This window comes from Bacillus cereus group sp. BfR-BA-01492, from assembly GCF_022662815.1.
In the GTDB taxonomy this organism is placed as follows: domain Bacteria; phylum Bacillota; class Bacilli; order Bacillales; family Bacillaceae_G; genus Bacillus_A; species Bacillus_A cereus_BD.
The window spans coordinates 114,144-133,806 of record NZ_JAKUEH010000006.1 but is presented as its reverse complement, the minus strand read 5'-3'; the positions used below and the strand labels follow the sequence as shown (position 1 = coordinate 133,806).

Here is a 19,663-nt window from a genome sequence, read left to right as displayed (position 1 = left end):
GGTATATAGTATCATGTCTTATGTTGGAAAACAATATGAGGGAACAAGTCTCTTTTTTAGAAAAGAAACTTGTTTCTTCATAAATAGGATTCATTTTATGAAAAAATGCTAAGCAAAAAAATGCTTAGCATGAGTAGATAATGAGAGATTAAGTTTAATGATTAGTTGAATTCAATAGCATCAATTCTACGATAATCAACTACCAAAATTTCTCCATTTCCTTTTGAAAAAGTTGCAAGGCCGCTTCTTCTATCAAAAGAAGCAAAAGCATCAACCGCTTCTTCTAGGCCGTTGATAAAAACATCTTCTACATCTGTTCCAGGATTTAAACCTGATAGTAATTCAAAGATTGGCCCTCTGTTACTACGATTTGCCATATCGTAATTCCTCCTTTTGTTAAGATGTACTATATTCTATTAAATAAAATGGTTTTGGCTTGTACATATCTTCTATTTTATAAAAAATGTGTAGAATAAATAGTTTACAATTGACCTTACACAGTGTGTATGATTTGTATTAGTATGTTAGGACTTTTCTATTTACCTTGACGGTATGAAGGCATTGTTGATAAGGTTAAATCTGAAATGATAATTTGATAGATTAAAAGGAGTTTAGGTGATGAAAAGGTTAAGGTGGGGAAGAGTAACAATACTATTAGCCGTTATTTTAGGTATATGTTGGTTTATTTTTCATGGGGGTTTGGAAAAAGATGGTAGAGATATTGCGGAAGCAAAAGAAAATCATTCAATAGAGGGACCGCCTCTTCAAGTAGCAGAGTTGCCAAAGTTGGGTATATCTGAAAAAGTCATTCCGCAAAAGTATCTCCCGGTTGTGGAAGCAAAAGCAGCAATTATTATTGATGCGAGTAATGGAGAAGTAATTTATCAAAATAATGAAAATGAAACGTTTGCTCCAGCGAGTATGTCAAAAATGATGACCGCATATTTGCTTTTAGAAAATATACATAAGGGAAAAGTGCATTGGGAAGATCGTGTGAACATAAGTGCAAAAGCAGCACAAACGGAAGGTTCTAAAATTCCGATGCAAATGAATGATGTAGTAACGGTGAAAGATTTATTTCATGCTTTAATGATTCAGTCAGCGAATAATGCAGCGGTTGCTTTGGCAGAACATATGGCAAAGACAGAAAAAAACTTTGTTCAAATCATGAATCAAAAGGCGAAGGATTTGGAGCTTTCTAATAAAACGAAGTTTGCTAATGCATCTGGTCTACAAGAACCAGATGGAAGTGAAACGAAGATGCCAGCTGCCGATGTTGCAAAGTTGGCGTATCATCTTATTAAAGAATATCCAGAAATATTGGAGGTAACACATTTACGTCAAAGCCAATTAACTTTTAAAAATATTGCTGTTACAAACACAAATGAGATGTTAAATACAGCTAATAAAAACCTTCATATAGAAGGAATGGATGGATTAAAAACAGGCTTTACTGATAGTGCGGGATATTGTTTCACAGGAACAGCAAAACAGGGAGATAAACGCATTATTACAGTTGTTATGGGAACAAAGAGTCAAACAAAACGATTCACTGAAACATATAAATTAATGTCTTATGGATTTGAATTCGTTAAGTAGATAAAGGAACAGGAAGAAACAGATTATTTGAAATTTGAAAGAGTGGAATATCCTCGATAACTAGAAATACATAAGACAGTCGCTAGCTGGATAAAAAGAATTTGCAGTGTGAGAAAGTCGTATAAAAATGTATAAATAAGCAAAAAGGATTGCCGATACCGGTAATCCTTTTTGCTGTTTTCTACAAAAGAAGGTCTTCCAATTTTATATATGTAATTTTAGTAGGATCATTCTTTTTATAAGAGCAAACTGCAGATTTATAGCCAGTGCCAATGTGAAGAATTTCGATAAAAACAGGATTTGTTTTTTCGATAGTTCGTATATAAACGTTTTGAGATGAATCAATTGAGATTGAAAATGAATACAAGGGAACGGTTAAACCTGCACCAGATTGCTTTACAAAACTTTCTTTTATAGTCCATAAATGATAAAAATAAGCCATTCGTTCAGGTTCTATTTTTGCCATCAAATCTTTGTATTCTTCATAACAGAAGAAATGTTTTGCTATGCTATAATCTATCGGTGTTATTTTTTCAATATCAATTCCGATTGGATGAGAATCTATTGCACATACAATCCAATTACCAGAGTGAGATATATTAAAATGAAAGGAAGGAAGATTTTTGACAAAAGGTTTTCCGTACGGTCCAAATTGAAATGTAATGTTGTGATTTGGGAGATGAAGTTCCTCTTGAATAATAAATCGGGTAAAAATTTCACTAAGTAATGAACGATGTTTGTCTTTAAGAAAAACAAGCTGATTGATTTTTGTAATTCGTTCTGGTGAAATGCGCTTCATTAAAGTATGAAATTCACTTGTTTGTAATAATCTGTCTATATGTAATGCGAAAACTTTCATGAACGATAGTTCCTTTCGAATGTATTAATATAATGAAAAAAGAATTACAGAAAATATGTAATCCTTTTTTGTATAAGAAGATTCATAATTTATAAATGTTATCTTTGTTTATATCATTCAAATCGTGAGTCATAGCATATTTTAAGTTTTTCTTTTTTGTTCAATCGTTAGAATTTTTCGGAATGTTAATACGGATAATAGACACATACATGCATAGTAAATTTCATTGTGCTCTTTAAAATGTTGATCAATCACGTAAGCCATGAATAAGATTCTCCTATTGTTTCTATATGTAATAGTTATTTTAACATGTTTAAATTGTATCTTCTATTTTTAGATGAAGCACGAACTTTTTATCTGAAAGATAGCAAGAGATTCTTTTAGAAAAGTCCTAAGTAATCCCAAATATTTTTGCCAATGAGAACTAGCGTTACAATGATAAATAAAATCCTGACATAGGATACACCTTTTTTGATAGCAAAATTTGAACCGACGAAAGCTCCGAGAACCATTGCAATTCCCATTGGAATTCCATATGAAAAATGAACCACATCTAAATAAAGAAAAATGAAAAGAGCGGCAATGTTACTGCCGAAATTTAAAACTTTTGCATTGCCTGCTGATTGAATAAAATCAAAACCCATTATTAAAAATGTAAATAACAAAAATGATCCAGTTCCTGCACCAAAAAAACCATCATAAAAGCCGATAATAAAAATGACAATCGAAAAGATAATCTTTTTCTTTGTAGTCATGCCGTTATACATTGCATCTTTTCCCCAGTCTTTTTTCATAATGGTATAAATGGCGACAGCAATTAATAGTAAGAGTATTAATGGTTTTAATATTTCAGGTGAAATAAGTTTTACTACGAAGGCGCCAAGAATAGAACCGATAAAAGTTAATGGGAATAGTTTAGAGACTAATTTGAGATTCACATTCCCCGATCGAATAAATGAGATTGTACTCATAAGCGCCCCCATTGAACTAGCTAATTTGTTTGTTGCAATTGCTGTAGAAGGTGGAAGGCCGGTAAATAACAAAGCTGGTATTGAAATTAAGCCACCGCCGCCTACTACGGAATCAATAAATGCTGCTAAAAAACCTGCTACTACTAAGAAAAGTAGTGTATATAAATGAATATCATCCATATGTTTATCTCCCATCCCTATAAAATAGTCACTACTAAAATAGTACCTATCAATTTACGTTATGTAAATAGGGAGGTTTATATTTTTATTCGTATGTTTACTCTATCTATATTTATGGTTACTATTAGAGTAATCACTATTATGATGTAATAAAAATATATTCATTAGGAGGATTACAATGGAAGACTTACTACAAAAGATTCAAACGCTAGGCTTAAATCAATATGAAACGAAAGCATATGTTTCATTAGTTAAGCATGGAACTTCTAGTGCGTATCAAGTGAGCAAAAACTCCGGGGTACCCCGTGCACGTATATATGAAATATTAGATTCTCTCGAACAAAAAGGAATCGTTATGAGAGAAGAAGTTAATGAGGCGGTGGAGTATTCTCCTTTACCTGTAGATGTATTTTTAGAGACGATAAGAGAAAAATGGGAGAAGACTTATACATATGTAGAACAAGAGTTAAAAGTGTTCGAAAAAAAAGAGCCAGAGACGGATCCGAAAGTTACTACTTTAAAAGGAGAAGAAAATATATTAGCTTTTTGTAAGATTTTAATTCGAAGGGCAGAAAAAAAGATTATTATTTCAATATGGGATACGATGTATGAAAAATTATTAATAGAATTACAGAAAAAAGAGCCGGAATGTAGCGTGAAAGGGATAGTTTTTCAAGTTGAAAAGCCATTGCGAGGATTAGAAATGCATCGGAAAACAAGCTATGTTGAAAATATTGGAGAGCATAAATGGTTTATCATCTCAATTGATGGAAAAGAAATGGTATATGGCCATTCTATAGAAAAACGAGGACATGCTTTTTATACAGATGATCCAGTTCATGTCTATCTATTAGAGAACTACATATGGCATGATATTTTAGTGAATCGTTTAGTGAGAGAGGCAGATCAAAATATAGATTCTTGGATTGCTCCAGAAAGAGATCGTTTCTTTTCTCTATAAAAAATGAAGAATGTATCATGAGTATTTTTTACGAAAATGCTCATGATGCGCCTCATCTTTAGCTCATGTAGAGGGAGAGGGGGGAGTGTCAGTTAAACGAAAAGGTACTATGTTAAAAAAGATATAGTATTTCGAAATATTATATAGTTGATAAATTATTCGATTTTTGTCATGATGGGAGAGTGACTTGTAGAATGAACGTTTGGAATGAGATAGCAATTTGATAAGTTAAGTAATCCTTTTCAATTTATCTTGCAATCTTAAAAAGTTCACACAAAGTTCACACAAAATTCACGTCAATGTTTTACAATAAACGACGTGTGAAAAATAAAGCTCTTGTCAAAAAATGGAACTTAATGCGCATTCAATTTTAAGAATATTGTAGATTATTAAGTTCATTTTTTTAAAGAGGGTAGTAGGGAAAGGAAGTAAAAACAACTTATGAAGAAAGTAATTGCAGGTTTGGCAGCAGCATCTGTAGCTGGTGTAGCAGTTCCTGGAATGGACGCTGCTCATGCGCAAGTTACATCTGATGCGTTAAAGGAAATCAATGGACAAACTCAACAACAAACGACTGAAACAAACAAAGTATCTGAAACACCTTCTGAACTAAAATATACAGTAACAGCTGATGTATTGAATGTTCGTTCAGGTGCTGGTACAGAACATAACATTATTTCTAAGGTAACAGAAGGTCAAGTACTACAAGTAACTGGCGAAGAAAACGGTTGGTTTAAAGTAAATGTAAATGGTAAAGCAGGCTATGTAAGTGGCGATTTTGTAACAACTGGTGGAACAAAAGGTACTGCTGTTCAACAAGGAACAGGCAACTATACAGTGAATGTATCTTCACTTAATGTACGTACAGGCCCAAGTACATCTCATACTGTTTTAGGCTCTGTACATAAAGGAAAAGTAGTACAAGTTGTAGGTGAAGTGCAAGATTGGTTTAAGGTTAACTACAATGGTGGAACTGGATACGTAAGTAAAGACTTCGTAACAAAAGGCGGTACAGCTGTATCTAGCCAAACAGAGAAACCAGCTACGAACAATAGTGTGGCACTTCAAACTGGTGGAGCATATGTAGTAAATACAGGTGCTTTAAAAGTACGTACAGGTCCTGCTACATATAATGCTGTTATTGGTGGTGTAACAAGAGGTCAAGTGTTACAAGTAACTGGTGTAGAAAATGGTTGGTACAAAGTTAATCATAACGGAAGAACAGGTTATGTAAGTGCAGACTATGTAAAATTCGTAAAAGGTGGAGTAGCGAATACAAATACAGGTGCAAGTCAAGAAACAGCTCAAACACAAAAACCGAATGCACCAACAGGTGATACATCATCAGTTGCCGCATTTGCAAGATCTTTAAATGGCTCTCCATATAGAACAGCTGGAACAACACCTGCTGGTTTTGACTGCAGTGGCTTTATTTACTATGTATTAAAACAAACAGGGCATAGCGGTCCTCGTCAAACAGTTGCAGGTTACTGGAGCTCTAAGACAAAAACAAACAATCCACAACCAGGCGATTTAGTATACTTTGCAAATACTTATAAAGCTGGTCCTTCACACATGGGTGTTTATTTAGGAAACGGTCAATTCATTAGTGCAGAAACTGATGAAACTGGTGTAAGAATTAGTTCAGTAAATAATTCTTACTGGAGTAAGCATCTATTAGGTTATACAAAAGCATAATAAGAGATAATATCATTATGATAAAAAAGGCTTTCCGAGGAAACTTGGAAGGCCTTTTTCACTTTCATGATCTTGTAAAACTTTTGCGTATAAATCATGAAAATAGTTAGGGCGAAGTTTGCTTATTGGCATCCTGATTTGTTTATAAAGAGATACTTCTTTCAAGGAATGGGGATATTTATAATTTATCCCGCTATTTTAGGGAAGTAAGACTCCTACCTCCAGCTCATGTAGAAGTAAGTGGGAGTTCCATATATTTCTTCCGAATTACGAAGTATGAAAGATAGAAGAGGGAATTTAAGGCTTGTAAAAAGTAATAAATTGTTTATAGTTACTTATAAGTAACCTACGCACATCAAAGTGCATCATTGCATTTTTTATCATATGCATATAGAATTCATGATATGAAATAAGCAACATAGATTGAGGAGTGTTTTATTTGGCAGAATTATTACAAGGCAAAAATGCGTTAATTACAGGAGCAGGCCGCGGAATCGGTCGTGCTGTAGCAATCGCTTTAGCAAAAGAAGGTGTAAACGTTGGTCTATTAGCGCGTTCTAAAGAGAATTTAAAGGCCGTTGCAAAAGAAGTAGAAGCAGAAGGTGTAAAAGCTGTTATTGCTACTGCTGATGTATCTTCATATGAGGAAGTTACAACTGCTATTGAAACGTTAAAAGAAGGATTAGGTTCTATTGACATTTTAATTAATAATGCAGGTGTTTCTAAATTCGGTAAATTTTTAGAACTAGATGTAGCTGATTGGGAAAAAATAATTCAAGTTAACTTAATGGGTGTATATTATGTAACTCGTGCAGCTTTACCAAGCATGATCGAGCAACAATCTGGCGATATTATTAATATTTCTTCTACAGCAGGGCAAAAAGGTGCACCAGTAACAAGTGCATATAGTGCATCTAAATTTGGTGTTCTTGGTTTAACAGAATCATTAGCAATGGAAGTTCGTAAACATAATATTCGTGTCACAGCGTTAACACCAAGTACAGTAGCAACAGATATGGCAGTAGAATTAGGATTAACAGACGGTAACCCAGATAAAGTAATGCAAGCTGAAGATATTGCAGAATTTATCGTAGCGCAGTTGAAGTTAAATAAACGCACGTTTATTAAATCAGCAGGGCTTTGGTCCACTAATCCGTAAGAAGAAGAGAAAATATAAAATGAAAATGGGATTTCTATTCTGTAATGGAGTAGAGATCCCATTTCTATTTACGGATGATCATTTCTCTAACAAAGTACAGAGGAAAGGCATATAAAATGTTAGGGAGGTTTTTGATTATGTATGATGTATATCCATTTAAAATGATGAGCCCTTGTCAAGTAAATACTTCTTTGGGTAGTTATATGCCGTATGTAAATATACCGTATTATGAAAACTATTTTTATAGAATTTCTGATGTGATATATGCTACTACTCCTAATCACGTGCAAAGGAAAGAAAGAGAAAGGGGATCGTGGACGCCATTTTCGTGGGTTGAAAAATATGCGTATGCATTCTCCGGCCCTTACAATAAAGCGGAGGTAGCACTTACATTTGATGATGGACCAGATTTAATATTTACACCACAAATATTAGATACGTTAAAAAAATATAATGTGAAAGCTACTTTTTTTCTTCTTGGTGAAAATGCAGAAAGGTATCCTGATATAGTAAAACGCATCACCGATGAAGAACATATAATTGGTAACCATACGTATAATCATCCGAATTTAGCGAAAGTGAATGAGAAAGAGTATCATAATCAAATTATAAAAACAGAAGAAATACTGAACCGTTTAGCTGGATATGTTCCTAAATTTGTTCGCCCACCTTATGGAGAAATCCTTGAAAACCAATTAAAGTGGGCGACAGAACAAAATTTTATGATTGTACAGTGGAGTGTTGATACAGTTGATTGGAAAGGAGTAAGCGCAGAAAATATTACCAATCATGTGTTGGGAAATACATTTCCAGGTAGTGTAATACTTCAGCATTCGACACCAGGTGGAAAATTACAAGGATCTGTAGAGGCGCTAGACCGAATCATTCCTGAATTAAAGATGAAAGGAACACGTTTTGTAACACTTCCAAGTATGTTCGGTACATCGAAACAAAGAAAGTAAATATATGATGGAGATGATATATGAATTAACTTGTTTGTAGCAAATCTTGTCCATTTTTTATAACAAATTCATAGTATGTCAGATTATATGGGTAAATATCTTTAAATGTAATTGTAATCGGTGTATTGTTTAAACTAGAAATAGTCGTTATGGATGAAATTTCTTTTTTTAATAGTTGTAGCAAAGAAGTTGTATCTACTTTCATCACGTCATCTACTTCTTCATTTGGTGAAAATGGAGGTGTTTGCGTGACATGATGAAAATACATATGGCACAATTCACGATCAATAAAATGAGGGATTTCATAGTCTATTTTGTAGATTCCTTTATATATTAAATCAGTTGTCTGCAAGGAAAGTCCTACTTCTTCGTTTATTTCACGAAGACCTCCCATTGTTACCTCTTCATTGTGCATAATGTGTCCTGCTGATGTAATATCCCACTTGCCAGGAAAATCTTTTTTGTTTTTAGAGCGTAATTGAAAATATAAAAACATATCTTTCTCGTTTTTTTCTACAAACCAGCAATGAAATGTTTCATGCCAGTCGCCGTCGCGATGTACGTCATCTCGAAGCTTCTTGCCGATTTTTTCTCCGTGCATATTAAATATCGATAACCATTCTGCCATTTTAATTCCCCTTTCTATATATTTTATTATACAATAATCGTATGAAATTTTGAAAAATAAAGAAAATAGGAGGGGTTTGAGTGAAAGGAGAAGAGAAAGAAATAAAGTCATTTATTTTAACAGAGAAGGAATTACGTCAAATATTAGGGCAACCAAGTGAACGAGCGTTGAAAAAAGTTATTTCATCGCTTGACCATCATTGTCTAGATTTTCTTTCTAAATCCCCATTTTTAGTATTATCGACTGCAAATCAATTTGGAGAGTGTGATGCTTCACCAAGAGGAGATGCACCTGGATTTGTATATGTTGTAAATGAAAATAAAATTATTATTCCAGAAAGGCCAGGGAATCGTCGTATAGATTCTATATTGAATATTATTTCCAATCCACAAGTAGGATTAATCTTTTTTATTCCTGGGCTTGGGGAGTCATTAAGAATAAATGGCCGTGCATCTATTACGAACGATGAAGCCATTTTAAAAGAAATGAAAGCAAATGGCCGTACTCCTTTACTTGGTATTGTTGTTGAGGTAGAGGAGTGCTATGTTCATTGTGCAAAAGCATTTATACGTTCAAAAATATGGGATACAGAATCGTGGCTAGAGAAAAAAGAGTTACCTTCAGCTGCAAAAATGTTAAAGGAGCATGCGAAAGTAAATGCTTCAGAAGAAGAAGTTGCATATTCTTTAGAAGAGAGTTATACAAAAAGATTATATTAAAAGATGGTTTTTTATTATTTTGAAATATAATTTTGAAAATAGGAAAAAGAAAATCTCCTTATCGAAGAAAATATAGTTCACTATGTGCAATTCTATTTTTATAAGGAGTGCTGTAAGCAGAAATGGGATGTTTTGGTGATAAGAAATTATTATTTTAAAATATAATAATGAAAAAATTTATTAAAAATATGTGGAAATAGGGTTGCTTTTTTAAATTTTCGTAATTATAATAAATTAACAAATAAACATGAACGAAAAAGTAATGATAAGGACACGAGATGATTTTTACGGTTTGCAGAGAGGGAAGTCTAAGGCTGTGAGCTTCCTAACACGAGAAATGATCTTACCACCTTTGAACTTCAATAGTGAACGAGAAATCTAGTAATTATTGGCGGTCTCAGCCGTTATCTGAACTTGAGCAATCTAGAAGGAAAGCGTATCTAGATTGGAACAAGGGTGGAACCACGAAAACACATTCGTCCCTTTATTAGGGATGAGTGTGTTTTTTTTTGTGAATTAAACAGATTGAAAAGAAATAATAATCAAAAAAATGTATTGATTTTGTTTTGTATGTGCGTATAATGAGTTAACAAATAAATATGAATCGAAAAGTAATGATAAGGATACGAGATGATTTTTACGGTTTGCAGAGAGGGAAGTCTAAGGCTGTGAGCTTCCTAACACGAGAAATGATCTTACCACCTTTGAACTTCAATAGTGAACGAGAAATCTAGTAATTATTGGCGGTCTCAGCCGTTATCTGAACTTGAGCAATCTAGAAGGAAAGCGTATCTAGATTGGAACAAGGGTGGAACCACGAAAACACATTCGTCCCTTTACTAGGGATGAATGTGTTTTTTTATAACTTTGAAAGGGGGTGCTGTAGATGACGGTTATATGTACGGAAGGAACCGCTAGCACGTATAGAAAGCAAATAAGGAAAGATCAGACTGTTTATTTTTAAATTTGAGAGGAGTTTGAAAGATGAATCGTGTTGTACATGTTGGAGTATTAGGACTAGGAACTGTTGGAAGTGGCGTCGTTCAAATTTTACAGGAACATGGTAAGAAGATTGGTCTTGAGACAGGGTGTGAAGTGAAGGTGAAAACAGTTATTGTGCGTGATTTAGAAAAAGAACGAGATGTGTCTATAGAGGGAATGGTTGTTACGAGAGAGGCCGAAGAACTTTTACATGATCCAGATATTGATATTGTTGTAGAAGTGATGGGCGGGATTCAAGAAGCGAAAGAGTATATTGTAAAAGCGTTGCAACATAAGAAGCATGTTGTAACTGCTAATAAAGATTTGATGGCTGTACATGGCGCAGAATTACTACAACTTGCAAACGAGAATCATTGTGAGTTGCTTTATGAAGCGAGTGTAGCGGGTGGAATTCCAATATTAAGAGGACTTGCCGACGGATTAGCTTCAGATCATATTAAAAAAATGATGGGAATTGTGAATGGAACAACAAATTATATTTTAACAAAGATGAGCCAAAATGGCTGGTCTTATGAAGAAGCGTTGCAAGAAGCAAAGAGATTAGGGTTTGCAGAATCAGATCCTACAGCAGATGTAGATGGGCTGGATGCAGCAAGAAAAGTAGCTATTCTTGCTAATTTAGGATTTTCAATGAATGTGTCTTTAGATGATGTCTACGTTCGCGGTATTCGGAATATTGAAAAAGAAGATTTGGAAATGGCAGAAAAACTAGGGTTTACAATGAAACTGATTGGAAAAGCAGAAAAAGAAGGTTCAGCCATTCATTTAAGCGTTGCACCTACTTTATTACCGAGCAAACACCCTCTGTCAAGTGTAAATAATGAGTTCAATGCTGTATATGTACATGGCCATGCAGTTGGAGAAGTCATGTTTTACGGACCAGGTGCAGGCAAGTTACCGACAGGGTCTGCTGTAGTAAGTGATATTGTTGCCATTGTTAAAAAGATGAACCAAGAGGTGCAAAATCAAGATGTATGTAAAGAAATTGAGCCTTATGAATTAAAACAAGATAAAGATATTGTTTCAAAATATTTCTTGCGTATTGTATTACGTGACGAACCAGGGATGTTTCAAAAAGTAACGGAATGTTTCGTAAATTGTTCTGTTAGTTTAGAAGAAATTATACAATTACCAATAAATAAAGAATTTGCAGACATTGTAATTGTAACGCATCAAACTTCCAAATATCAATTTTCACAAGTTTTACAGTTATTAGAGGATGTAGCAAATGAAATAAAAAGTTACTACAGTATTGAGGAGGAAAAACAATATGTATAAAGGGTTATTAAAACAATATGCTTCTTATTTACCTGTGAGCGACAATACACCAGAGGTTAGTTTGATGGAGGGAAATACACCGCTTATTCCGCTTGGAAATATCTCTGGAAAATTAGGGATCTGTTTATACGGAAAATATGAAGGAGCGAATCCAACCGGTTCATTTAAAGATCGCGGTATGGTAATGGCAGTTGCAAAAGCAAAAGAGGCGGGCTCAAAAGCCATTATTTGTGCTTCGACAGGGAATACTTCGGCATCCGCAGCAGCATATGCGGCTCGCCTTGGAATGAAATGTATTATTGTTATACCGGAAGGGAAAATTGCCCATGGAAAGTTAGCACAGGCGGTTGCGTATGGGGCAGAAATTATTTCGATAGAAGGAAATTTTGATGATGCGCTGCGAGCAGTACGACAAATCGCAGCTGAAGAGCCTATTACACTAGTAAACTCTGTTAATCCGTATCGGATTGAAGGTCAGAAAACAGCTGCGTTTGAAATTTGTGATCAGTTGCAAAAAGCGCCAGATGTTCTTGCTATTCCAGTTGGAAATGCCGGGAATATTACTGCGTATTGGAAAGGATTTTGTGAATATGAGAAAGAAAAAGGATATAAAAAACCAAGAATTCATGGGTTTGAAGCGGAAGGTGCAGCTGCGATTGTAAAAGGTCATGTCATTGATGCGCCAGAAACAATTGCAACTGCAATTCGGATTGGTAATCCTGCAAGCTGGCATTATGCAGTGGAGGCTGCCAAACAGTCGAATGGTGAAATTGATATGGTATCGGATGAAGAGATTGTAAAGGCTTATCAATTGCTAGCGAGAACAGAAGGAGTATTTGCTGAACCAGGTTCCAACGCTTCTTTAGCGGGTATCATCAAGCATGTTCAATTAGGAAAAATTCGTCAAGGAGAGACAGTTGTCGCTGTATTAACAGGAAATGGGTTGAAAGACCCGGATATTGCAATCTCCTCGAATCCATTACAAATTACAAGTATCTCAAATGATTTAGAACAAATGAAAGGTCATATTAAGGGAGTGATCATTTCGTGATACCATTTAAAATTCGTGTTCCAGCGAGTACAGCAAATGTAGGCCCTGGTTTTGATTCTGTAGGAATGGCACTATCCTTATATCTAGAAGTGATTGTGAAGGAAGAATCACCGCATTGGCATGTTATCCATCCATTTGATCGATCTGTTCCAAACGATGATAGAAATTTAATTATAAGTACTGCCCTTCAAGTATGTCCATCGTTACCTTCTCATATAATAGAAGTTATGAGTAATATTCCACTTACAAGAGGATTAGGAAGCAGTGCATCTGCTATTGTTGCTGGAATTGAACTTGCTAATCAGCTAGGAGCGTTACACTTAACAACAGACGAAAAAATTCTTCTTGCTACAAGGTTTGAGGGGCACCCGGATAATGTAGCAGCTTCTATTTTAGGAGGAACAGTCATCGGTGCAATAAATGAGGGACATGTATCCGTTGTTCGGATTGAAAGTAAAGAATTAGGAGTTATTTCTGTAATACCAGATGAAGAACTAAATACCAATGAAAGCCGTTCCGTGCTACCTGAAACATTTTCATTTCATCATGCTGTTCATGCTAGCTCGATTAGTAACGTATTAGTGGCAGCATTATGTGAAAAGAAATGGGAAATAGTTGGTGAAATGATGGGAAGAGATCCATTTCATGAGCCGTATCGCTTGCAACTGGTTCCTCTTCTACCTTCTGTTCGTGCATATGCGAAGCGATTTGGAGCATATGGAACAGCACTAAGTGGTGCGGGCCCATCTCTCTTCATTTTAACTCCATATGAAAATCGTCAGGAGATTGCTGAACAGTTAATGAAAGTATTTCCAAAGATAGAGGTGTGTGAACTGGAGATTGATCACGAGGGAGTAGTTGTAAATACGGACATATCAGTGAACAGGTAAGTAGCATGAAATATGTTAAAAAAGAAAAATCGTGAGGAGAGAAAGCTGGCCGTGTACTAGCTTTCTTTTTTGTTATTGCATTTTTAATAAACGCTTTGTATATGTATGTGTGGAGATATAGAAACAGGGAATGTGAAAAAATAAAGATATTCTGTTACATATTATAAAGTATGATGAGAAGGTTCTAACTTATATGATTATGTATGAATCGATAAGGGTTTTATGATTGTGAATTTTTAGAAGTAGTATTTCTTACCTTGTCAAAAGAAAATACGAGAGTATAATGTGAACTGGAATATATATTCGTTTTGCATTTTTTGAAGTGAAACCTTACAAAAATGTAAGGTGAATGAAATGAAATTCAATAGGAAGTTTACTATACATGAAGTATACTAAGAAAAGAGAAAGAGAGGAGAATGAACATGAGCTCTGAATTAGAACATAATACAAGAAGTAGACAGAGACGTTCTAAAAGAAAATCATTTAAATGGTTCATTTTAATTCCATTGTTTTTGCTTCTTTTTGGAGGCATTGGATATGGTTCTTTTCTATATAATAAAGCGAAAGCAGTTGTAAATGAAGCATATGCACAAATTGATAAATCAGTGAAACGGGATAAGGAAGTTGAACCATTAAAGGATAATATTTCAATTTTAATTATGGGTGTAGATGGTAGTGACATAAGAAAAGGTCAATATGGAGAAGCAGTTCGTACTGATGCGCTTTTATTAGCTACTATTAATAAAGATAATAAATCTGTGAAATTAGTAAGTATTCCACGTGATTCACGCGTATATATTCCATCAAGAAAGAAATTAGATAAAATTACACATGCTCATGTATTTGGTGGTGTTGAAAGTACAAGAAATACTGTTGAACGATTTTTAGATGTTCCAGTGGATTATTATGTGAAATTTAATTTTGATTCGTTTGTGAAAATTGTTGATTCGCTTGGAGGCATTGATGTGGATGTACCTGTAACGTTTACGGAACAAGACAGTAAAGATCAAGCAGGTATGATTCATTTAGAAAAAGGGTATCAACATTTAAATGGGGAACAAGCTCTTGCATTAGCGAGAACACGTAAAATTGATAGTGATGCAATGCGTGGTCAAAGACAGCAACTTGTCATTGAAGCTATTGCGAAAAAAGCATTGTCAGCTCAATCTATTAGTAAAATGAGTTCATTATTAGATGCAATTGATAATAATATGAAAACGAATTTAACATTTGATGATATGCTTTCGATTGCAAAAAATATGGCTGGTTCCAATTTGCAAATGGACAAAATACAAGTAGAAGGTACAGATAAACGGATTCGTGGAATTTATTATTATATTCCAAATGAGAACAATGTGAAAGAAATTTCGAAAACATTAAATGAGCACCTAGGCATTGCATCAAATTAACTCAAAATGAGATGAAAAGGGTGGCATTTGCCATCCTTTTTGTATCGGATTCATAACGGTGTATGGTTCTCCTTAGGATTCAGAGAGAAATAAGAAAGATAGATGCGAGTAGAGTTGCACATGAAAATCTAATGAGTGATTATGAAAAATTGTAGTTCTATATGAGGTATAATATGTTGAGAGTACAAAAAAAATCGGTATAACAATTCCGCTAAAATTTATCCCATATTTGTCTTTTTATCGTTACAATCAAATAAATACGTGTATAATTACATTGTGTAATTTATATATAAAATTAATAGAGAGAGGGAATAATAGAATGGAGAATGCTTTAAAAGCAAAACGTATTGTCGTTATAATGGTAGCGATTATTGCAATTGCAGTCGGCTATTTCATGTTTCAATCTATTACTTCGCCAGCGACAGCTGTAGCTAAGCAAGAGAATCCGGTGCAGTTAGCAAGTGAACAAGTGAAAGTTGAACTTAAAAAAACAGCGCCAAGTAAATTCAATGGTCAAGTGAGAAAGGTAGCATATCTTACTTTCGATGATGGACCAGGAAAATATACGGCAGAATTGCTAAAGATTTTGAAACAAAATGATGCGAAAGCTACATTCTTCTTAATTGGTGCAAATGTAAAACAATATCCTGATTTAGTAAAGCGTGAACAGGCAGAAGGTCATTATGTAGGTATGCATAGTATGACACATAACTTTAAAAAGTTATATACAAGTGGTGAATACGTAAATGAAATGAAAGAGGATCAAAGCTTAATAGCAAATATTATTGGGCAATCCCCTAAGTTAACACGTCCACCGTATGGATCAATGCCAGGATTAAATGAAGCGCTTCGCAACAAAGTGGTTGAAGGTGACCTAAAAGTATGGGATTGGACAATTGACTCTTTAGACTGGAAATATAACAAGATGCCAGTCGATGCAGCAGCAGCTAAAATTGTGCAAAATGTACTTGCTGGCGCGACAAATGATCAAGAAGTGATTTTAATGCATGATATTCATCCGCAATCTGTTGCGGCTGTTCCAGCAATTATAAAAGGCTTAAAAGAAAAAGGGTATGAATTTGAAGCGTATCATGAAGAAAGTCACTTCTCGGTGAATTTTTGGCATGATAACCGTATTTGATGGAGGAATGGAAAGTGAGTTATAGAAAAGTAGCACTTGTTGGAGCATTATCAGTAGGATTATTATCAGGTTGTTTTGGTGAGAAGCTAGAAGAAAACATTTATGTTGCTTTTGAAAACGCAGCAAAGCAAGAGAAGGAACTATCTAGTGATGTGAAAAAACTAGAAAAGTTAGAGAAGCAAGGCCAAGAATTATATGCTCAAATTATGAAAGAAGGAAAAGAGCATAATGAAGTGGTTATTCAAAAAGTTGACCAAGCGGTTGCAAATGTAGATGAACGAGAAAAAATAGTTGCAAATGAAAAAGATTTGCTTGAAAAAGCGCAAAAAGAGATAAAATCTGTTCCAGGTAATGCAGATAAAATTGAAGATAAAAAAATTCAAAAACAGGCAAAAAAAGTAAATGAAGCTTATAAAAACCGTTATGAATCTTTCAAAAAGATGAATGAAAGTTATAAGCAGTCATTGACAATTGAAAAAGAATTATATGAGAAATTGAAAGTAAAAGAAACAAAATTAAAAGAAATTGGCGAAAAAGTAAAAGCTTTTAATACATTGAATGAAGAAATTCAAAAAGAGAAAGAGAAATTTAATCAATATACAAAAGAATATAATGAAGGAAAATTAGCCTTTTATAAAAATGCCAATATTAAGATAAAAGAGGAAAAGAAAGATAAATAATGAAAAAAGTCGAAAAAATATATACATGTTTTTTCGACTTTTTTCGTTTCATTTATAGAAAAGACTGGAATTCATACTATAAAAGAGTTATAGTTTATAATTTAGAGAAAGATGATGGTTAACATATAAAATGATGAGCATCATATAAGTAAGGAGAATGAAATATGTCATATGAATTTTTACTGAAATTAGGCTTAGCACTTTTTTTAGGGTTATTTATTGGAGTTGACAGGCAGCTAAAGAATAAGCCGCTTGGTGTAAAAACAAGTATGGTTATTTCGGTAGCAAGTTGTTTAATTACAATGGTTTCAATTGAATCAGTAAATGTATATTCTTCGCCAGGACACACTAATATGGATCCAATGCGCTTAGCAGCCCAAATTGTAAGTGGTGTTGGTTTCTTAGGGGCAGGGGTCATTTTACGAAGAAATAATGATGTGATTTCTGGGTTAACTACAGCCTCTATGGTATGGGCAGCATCGGCTTTAGGGATTGCAATTGGAGCTGGTTTTTATATACAAGCGACAGTAGCTATGGTTTTAATTATATTAGCAATTAATGTATTGCCGCAACTTGTTAAAATTGCTGGCCCTTATTCGTTAAGACAAAAAGACTTATCTATAAAAATTATTGTAAATGAACATAGAGAGTTAGATGGGATTTTTAAGCAAATAAAAAATTTAAATATGCAAGTGAAACGAGTTAAAATAAAAGACATTGAGAATGGTACATCACAAAAATTAGAAATGGTGATATTGGTACCGGAGGATTTATATACAACAGAGTTATATAGCACTTTAAAAGAAATTGATCATATCGTTTCAGTTGAAGTGGAAAGTAGATAGGAAGAGTAAAGAAGGGTGATGAATTTCATCCTTTTTTTATTTGTAACAATTTTTGTACTGCGTTACCGGTCGATAAGATCTTCATTTAGAGCTTAGAGAAAATGAAAGAAGTTGTATAAATAGGATTATGAAGAGTTACTGTCGAAAATAAATGATATAGAAAAATGGATGGGGCTTGCAATCATTTATTTTTTATACACGAAATCGTTATAAAGACAAAAGGTGGGAAAGAAATGCAAATAAAGGTTAGAACAGCACGAAAAGAAGATATTCCTAGTATAGCAAAAGTACACGTTGATAGTTGGAAAACAACATATAGTGGATTGTTGCCTAAGGAGATTTTAGAGAATATGACATATAAGCATCGAGAAAAACAGTGGGAAAATATTTTAAACAAAATATTTCTAAACAATATCGATATGTTGCAGAAACAACTGAAGGGGAAATTGTAGGATTCATCGATGGAGGAATAGAAAGAACTGGAAACTATAATTGTGATGGTGAATTATATGCAATTTATTTAATAAAAGAATATCAAGGACATAAAATTGGACAACGATTATTTCAAACAATGATTTCCGAATTCATTAAACATGACGTACATTCCGTACTAGTGTGGGTTGTAGCAAATAATCCTTCAAAACTTTTTTATGAAAAATTTAAGCCAGAGCGCGTGGATACAAAATTGATAGAGGAATGGGGTGTAGAAGAGGCGGCATATTGTTGGAGGAATATTAGAGATCTTTATGAAAATTTAACTTTATTGTAAGAAAATCTATTTTTAACTTTTTGATTGTATGTAGTTCAAATTTTTATGTTTGTATATGAATTGATTCTAAATGGTAAAAAATGCTGAAAATAATGTGAATAAAAAATCTTGATTCTTTGCATTTTAATATATAAAGGAGGTGACGGTAATGGCTAGAAATCGTAATTCTAATCAATTAGTTTCAAATGGAGCTCAAGCAGCTCTTGATCAAATGAAATATGAAATTGCACAAGAATTTGGCGTACAACTTGGAGCTGATACTTCTTCACGTGCAAATGGTTCTGTAGGTGGTGAAATTACAAAACGTCTTGTAGCTATGGCAGAACAGCAACTTGGTGGAGGATACAATCGCTAAAAGTGGAGCGTCAAAGGAGAAAGGAAGAAATCTTCCTTTCTTTTTTTGGGATGTAAGACATACAATTTCCATTAAATGGTATGGATATCTTAGTATAAGAATTGGCAGAATAGGAGTAATGCTAAATGGTTATCCAATTTCTTTTGTTATGTACGTTAAAAGTAAATAAGGTATAATACCCCTGATAAAAGCTTTTTTATCAGGGGTATTATATGGAAAGAAGACTTTACATTTAGAAGTAGCGAAAAGATGAGCTGTTTTACCATATAAAGAGAAACGCCCCATATAATAATTCTCGAAACTTTATTTTTCCTGATGAATCCATTCGTTTTAATAGTCTCCCCGCAAGAGCGAGCCCGATAAACCAAACCCAATAAATAAAAATGGAAAAATTTATTTTTCTGTCCCTTCATATTGAATGGAGTTTGTTCCTATCACACCGATTGTAGCCAAAATGGCATGTGGGTTAAATAGCGAAAAAGATTTATTTTTTTAGGAAATTGCTTG

19 protein-coding genes, 2 pseudogenes and 2 other annotated features are annotated in these 19,663 nt (G+C 33.9%); of the genes and pseudogenes, 15 read left to right on the top strand and 6 right to left on the bottom strand.

What is annotated here, in order from left to right:
* Positions 1 to 161: 161 nt before the first annotated feature.
* A complete protein-coding gene (locus tag MR063_RS10205) occupies positions 162 to 377 on the bottom strand; it encodes a hypothetical protein (protein ID WP_242144641.1) in 216 nt (71 codons plus the stop codon).
* Positions 378 to 618: 241 nt separating this feature from the next.
* Here MR063_RS10205 and MR063_RS10200 point away from each other — a divergent pair, with 241 nt between their 5' ends.
* A complete protein-coding gene (locus tag MR063_RS10200) occupies positions 619 to 1,599 on the top strand; it encodes a D-alanyl-D-alanine carboxypeptidase family protein (protein ID WP_242197238.1) in 981 nt (326 codons plus the stop codon).
* A 181-nt stretch (positions 1,600 to 1,780) separates the two neighbouring features.
* On the opposite strand, the gene MR063_RS10195 is transcribed toward MR063_RS10200, so the two are convergent.
* The 3 genes from MR063_RS10195 to MR063_RS10190 all read right to left on the bottom strand — a co-directional run bounded on the left by MR063_RS10195 (position 1,781) and on the right by MR063_RS10190 (position 3,609).
* Positions 1,781 to 2,458, bottom strand: a complete 678-nt coding sequence (locus MR063_RS10195) for a 4'-phosphopantetheinyl transferase family protein (protein ID WP_242197235.1) — start codon at positions 2,456 to 2,458, stop codon at positions 1,781 to 1,783.
* 141 nt (positions 2,459 to 2,599) lie between these two features.
* Positions 2,600 to 2,722, bottom strand: a complete 123-nt coding sequence (locus tag MR063_RS21805) for a hypothetical protein (RefSeq protein ID WP_277927831.1) — start codon at positions 2,720 to 2,722, stop codon at positions 2,600 to 2,602.
* A gap of 116 nt (positions 2,723 to 2,838) precedes the next feature.
* A complete protein-coding gene (locus tag MR063_RS10190; protein WP_242197232.1) occupies positions 2,839 to 3,609 on the bottom strand; it encodes a sulfite exporter TauE/SafE family protein in 771 nt (256 codons plus the stop codon).
* 178 nt (positions 3,610 to 3,787) lie between these two features.
* Here MR063_RS10190 and MR063_RS10185 point away from each other — a divergent pair, with 178 nt between their 5' ends.
* The 4 genes from MR063_RS10185 (at position 3,788) to MR063_RS10170 (ending at position 8,389) form a co-directional block, all read left to right on the top strand.
* Complete coding sequence (locus MR063_RS10185; RefSeq protein WP_242197229.1) at positions 3,788 to 4,570, top strand: TrmB family transcriptional regulator; 783 nt, start codon at positions 3,788 to 3,790, stop codon at positions 4,568 to 4,570.
* Between the two features lie 441 nt (positions 4,571 to 5,011).
* A complete protein-coding gene (gene entFM / locus MR063_RS10180; RefSeq protein ID WP_242197226.1) occupies positions 5,012 to 6,268 on the top strand; it encodes an enterotoxin EntFM in 1,257 nt (418 codons plus the stop codon).
* A 439-nt stretch (positions 6,269 to 6,707) separates the two neighbouring features.
* Positions 6,708 to 7,427, top strand: coding sequence for a 3-ketoacyl-ACP reductase (locus MR063_RS10175; protein WP_242197223.1), 720 nt, complete (start codon positions 6,708 to 6,710; stop codon positions 7,425 to 7,427).
* A gap of 137 nt (positions 7,428 to 7,564) precedes the next feature.
* The gene (locus MR063_RS10170) at positions 7,565 to 8,389 is read left to right on the top strand and encodes a peptidoglycan-N-acetylglucosamine deacetylase (RefSeq protein WP_242197220.1); all 825 of its coding nucleotides are present in this window, start codon (positions 7,565 to 7,567) and stop codon (positions 8,387 to 8,389) included.
* Positions 8,390 to 8,414: 25 nt separating this feature from the next.
* Here MR063_RS10170 and MR063_RS10165 read toward each other — a convergent pair whose 3' ends face one another.
* Positions 8,415 to 9,017 carry an NUDIX hydrolase gene (locus MR063_RS10165; RefSeq protein WP_242197217.1) on the bottom strand — a complete coding sequence of 201 codons (603 nt, stop codon included), beginning with the start codon at positions 9,015 to 9,017 and terminating at the stop codon, positions 8,415 to 8,417.
* Positions 9,018 to 9,097: 80 nt separating this feature from the next.
* Here MR063_RS10165 and MR063_RS10160 point away from each other — a divergent pair, with 80 nt between their 5' ends.
* The 10 genes and pseudogenes from MR063_RS10160 to MR063_RS10115 all read left to right on the top strand — a co-directional run bounded on the left by MR063_RS10160 (position 9,098) and on the right by MR063_RS10115 (position 19,156).
* Entirely contained in the window at positions 9,098 to 9,736 is a 639-nt protein-coding gene (locus MR063_RS10160; RefSeq protein WP_242197214.1) for a pyridoxamine 5'-phosphate oxidase family protein, read from the top strand.
* A 253-nt stretch (positions 9,737 to 9,989) separates the two neighbouring features.
* Positions 9,990 to 10,223 (top strand) — a binding site (T-box leader).
* 118 nt (positions 10,224 to 10,341) lie between these two features.
* Positions 10,342 to 10,575 (top strand) — a binding site (T-box leader).
* 145 nt (positions 10,576 to 10,720) lie between these two features.
* Positions 10,721 to 12,016 (top strand): homoserine dehydrogenase, encoded by a 1,296-nt coding sequence (locus MR063_RS10155; RefSeq protein WP_242197211.1) that lies wholly within the window; start codon positions 10,721 to 10,723, stop codon positions 12,014 to 12,016.
* Positions 12,009 to 13,067 (top strand): threonine synthase, encoded by a 1,059-nt coding sequence (thrC, locus tag MR063_RS10150; protein WP_242197209.1) that lies wholly within the window; start codon positions 12,009 to 12,011, stop codon positions 13,065 to 13,067. The genes MR063_RS10155 and thrC overlap by 8 nt, the downstream gene beginning before the upstream one ends.
* Complete coding sequence (gene thrB / locus MR063_RS10145; protein WP_242197206.1) at positions 13,064 to 13,957, top strand: homoserine kinase; 894 nt, start codon at positions 13,064 to 13,066, stop codon at positions 13,955 to 13,957. Before thrC ends, thrB begins: the two co-directional genes overlap by 4 nt.
* Positions 13,958 to 14,379: 422 nt before the next feature.
* On the top strand, positions 14,380 to 15,366 hold the full coding sequence (locus MR063_RS10140) for an LCP family protein (RefSeq protein WP_242197203.1): 987 nt from the start codon (positions 14,380 to 14,382) through the stop codon (positions 15,364 to 15,366).
* Between the two features lie 319 nt (positions 15,367 to 15,685).
* Positions 15,686 to 16,507: a peptidoglycan-N-acetylglucosamine deacetylase gene (locus tag MR063_RS10135; RefSeq protein ID WP_242197200.1), complete on the top strand. Its 822-nt coding sequence runs from the start codon at positions 15,686 to 15,688 to the stop codon at positions 16,505 to 16,507.
* A gap of 14 nt (positions 16,508 to 16,521) precedes the next feature.
* Entirely contained in the window at positions 16,522 to 17,187 is a 666-nt protein-coding gene (locus MR063_RS10130; RefSeq protein WP_242197197.1) for a YkyA family protein, read from the top strand.
* A 164-nt stretch (positions 17,188 to 17,351) separates the two neighbouring features.
* Positions 17,352 to 18,032, top strand: a complete 681-nt coding sequence (locus tag MR063_RS10125) for an MgtC/SapB family protein (protein WP_242144658.1) — start codon at positions 17,352 to 17,354, stop codon at positions 18,030 to 18,032.
* 233 nt (positions 18,033 to 18,265) lie between these two features.
* A pseudogene (locus MR063_RS10120) lies at positions 18,266 to 18,801 on the top strand (GNAT family N-acetyltransferase).
* Between the two features lie 148 nt (positions 18,802 to 18,949).
* Positions 18,950 to 19,156: an alpha/beta-type small acid-soluble spore protein gene (locus MR063_RS10115; protein ID WP_242144660.1), complete on the top strand. Its 207-nt coding sequence runs from the start codon at positions 18,950 to 18,952 to the stop codon at positions 19,154 to 19,156.
* 242 nt (positions 19,157 to 19,398) lie between these two features.
* Here the strand turns inward: MR063_RS10115 and MR063_RS22120 are convergent.
* Positions 19,399 to 19,639: pseudogene (locus MR063_RS22120) on the bottom strand (LysE/ArgO family amino acid transporter); the annotation flags it as partial.
* Positions 19,640 to 19,663: the final 24 nt, after the last annotated feature.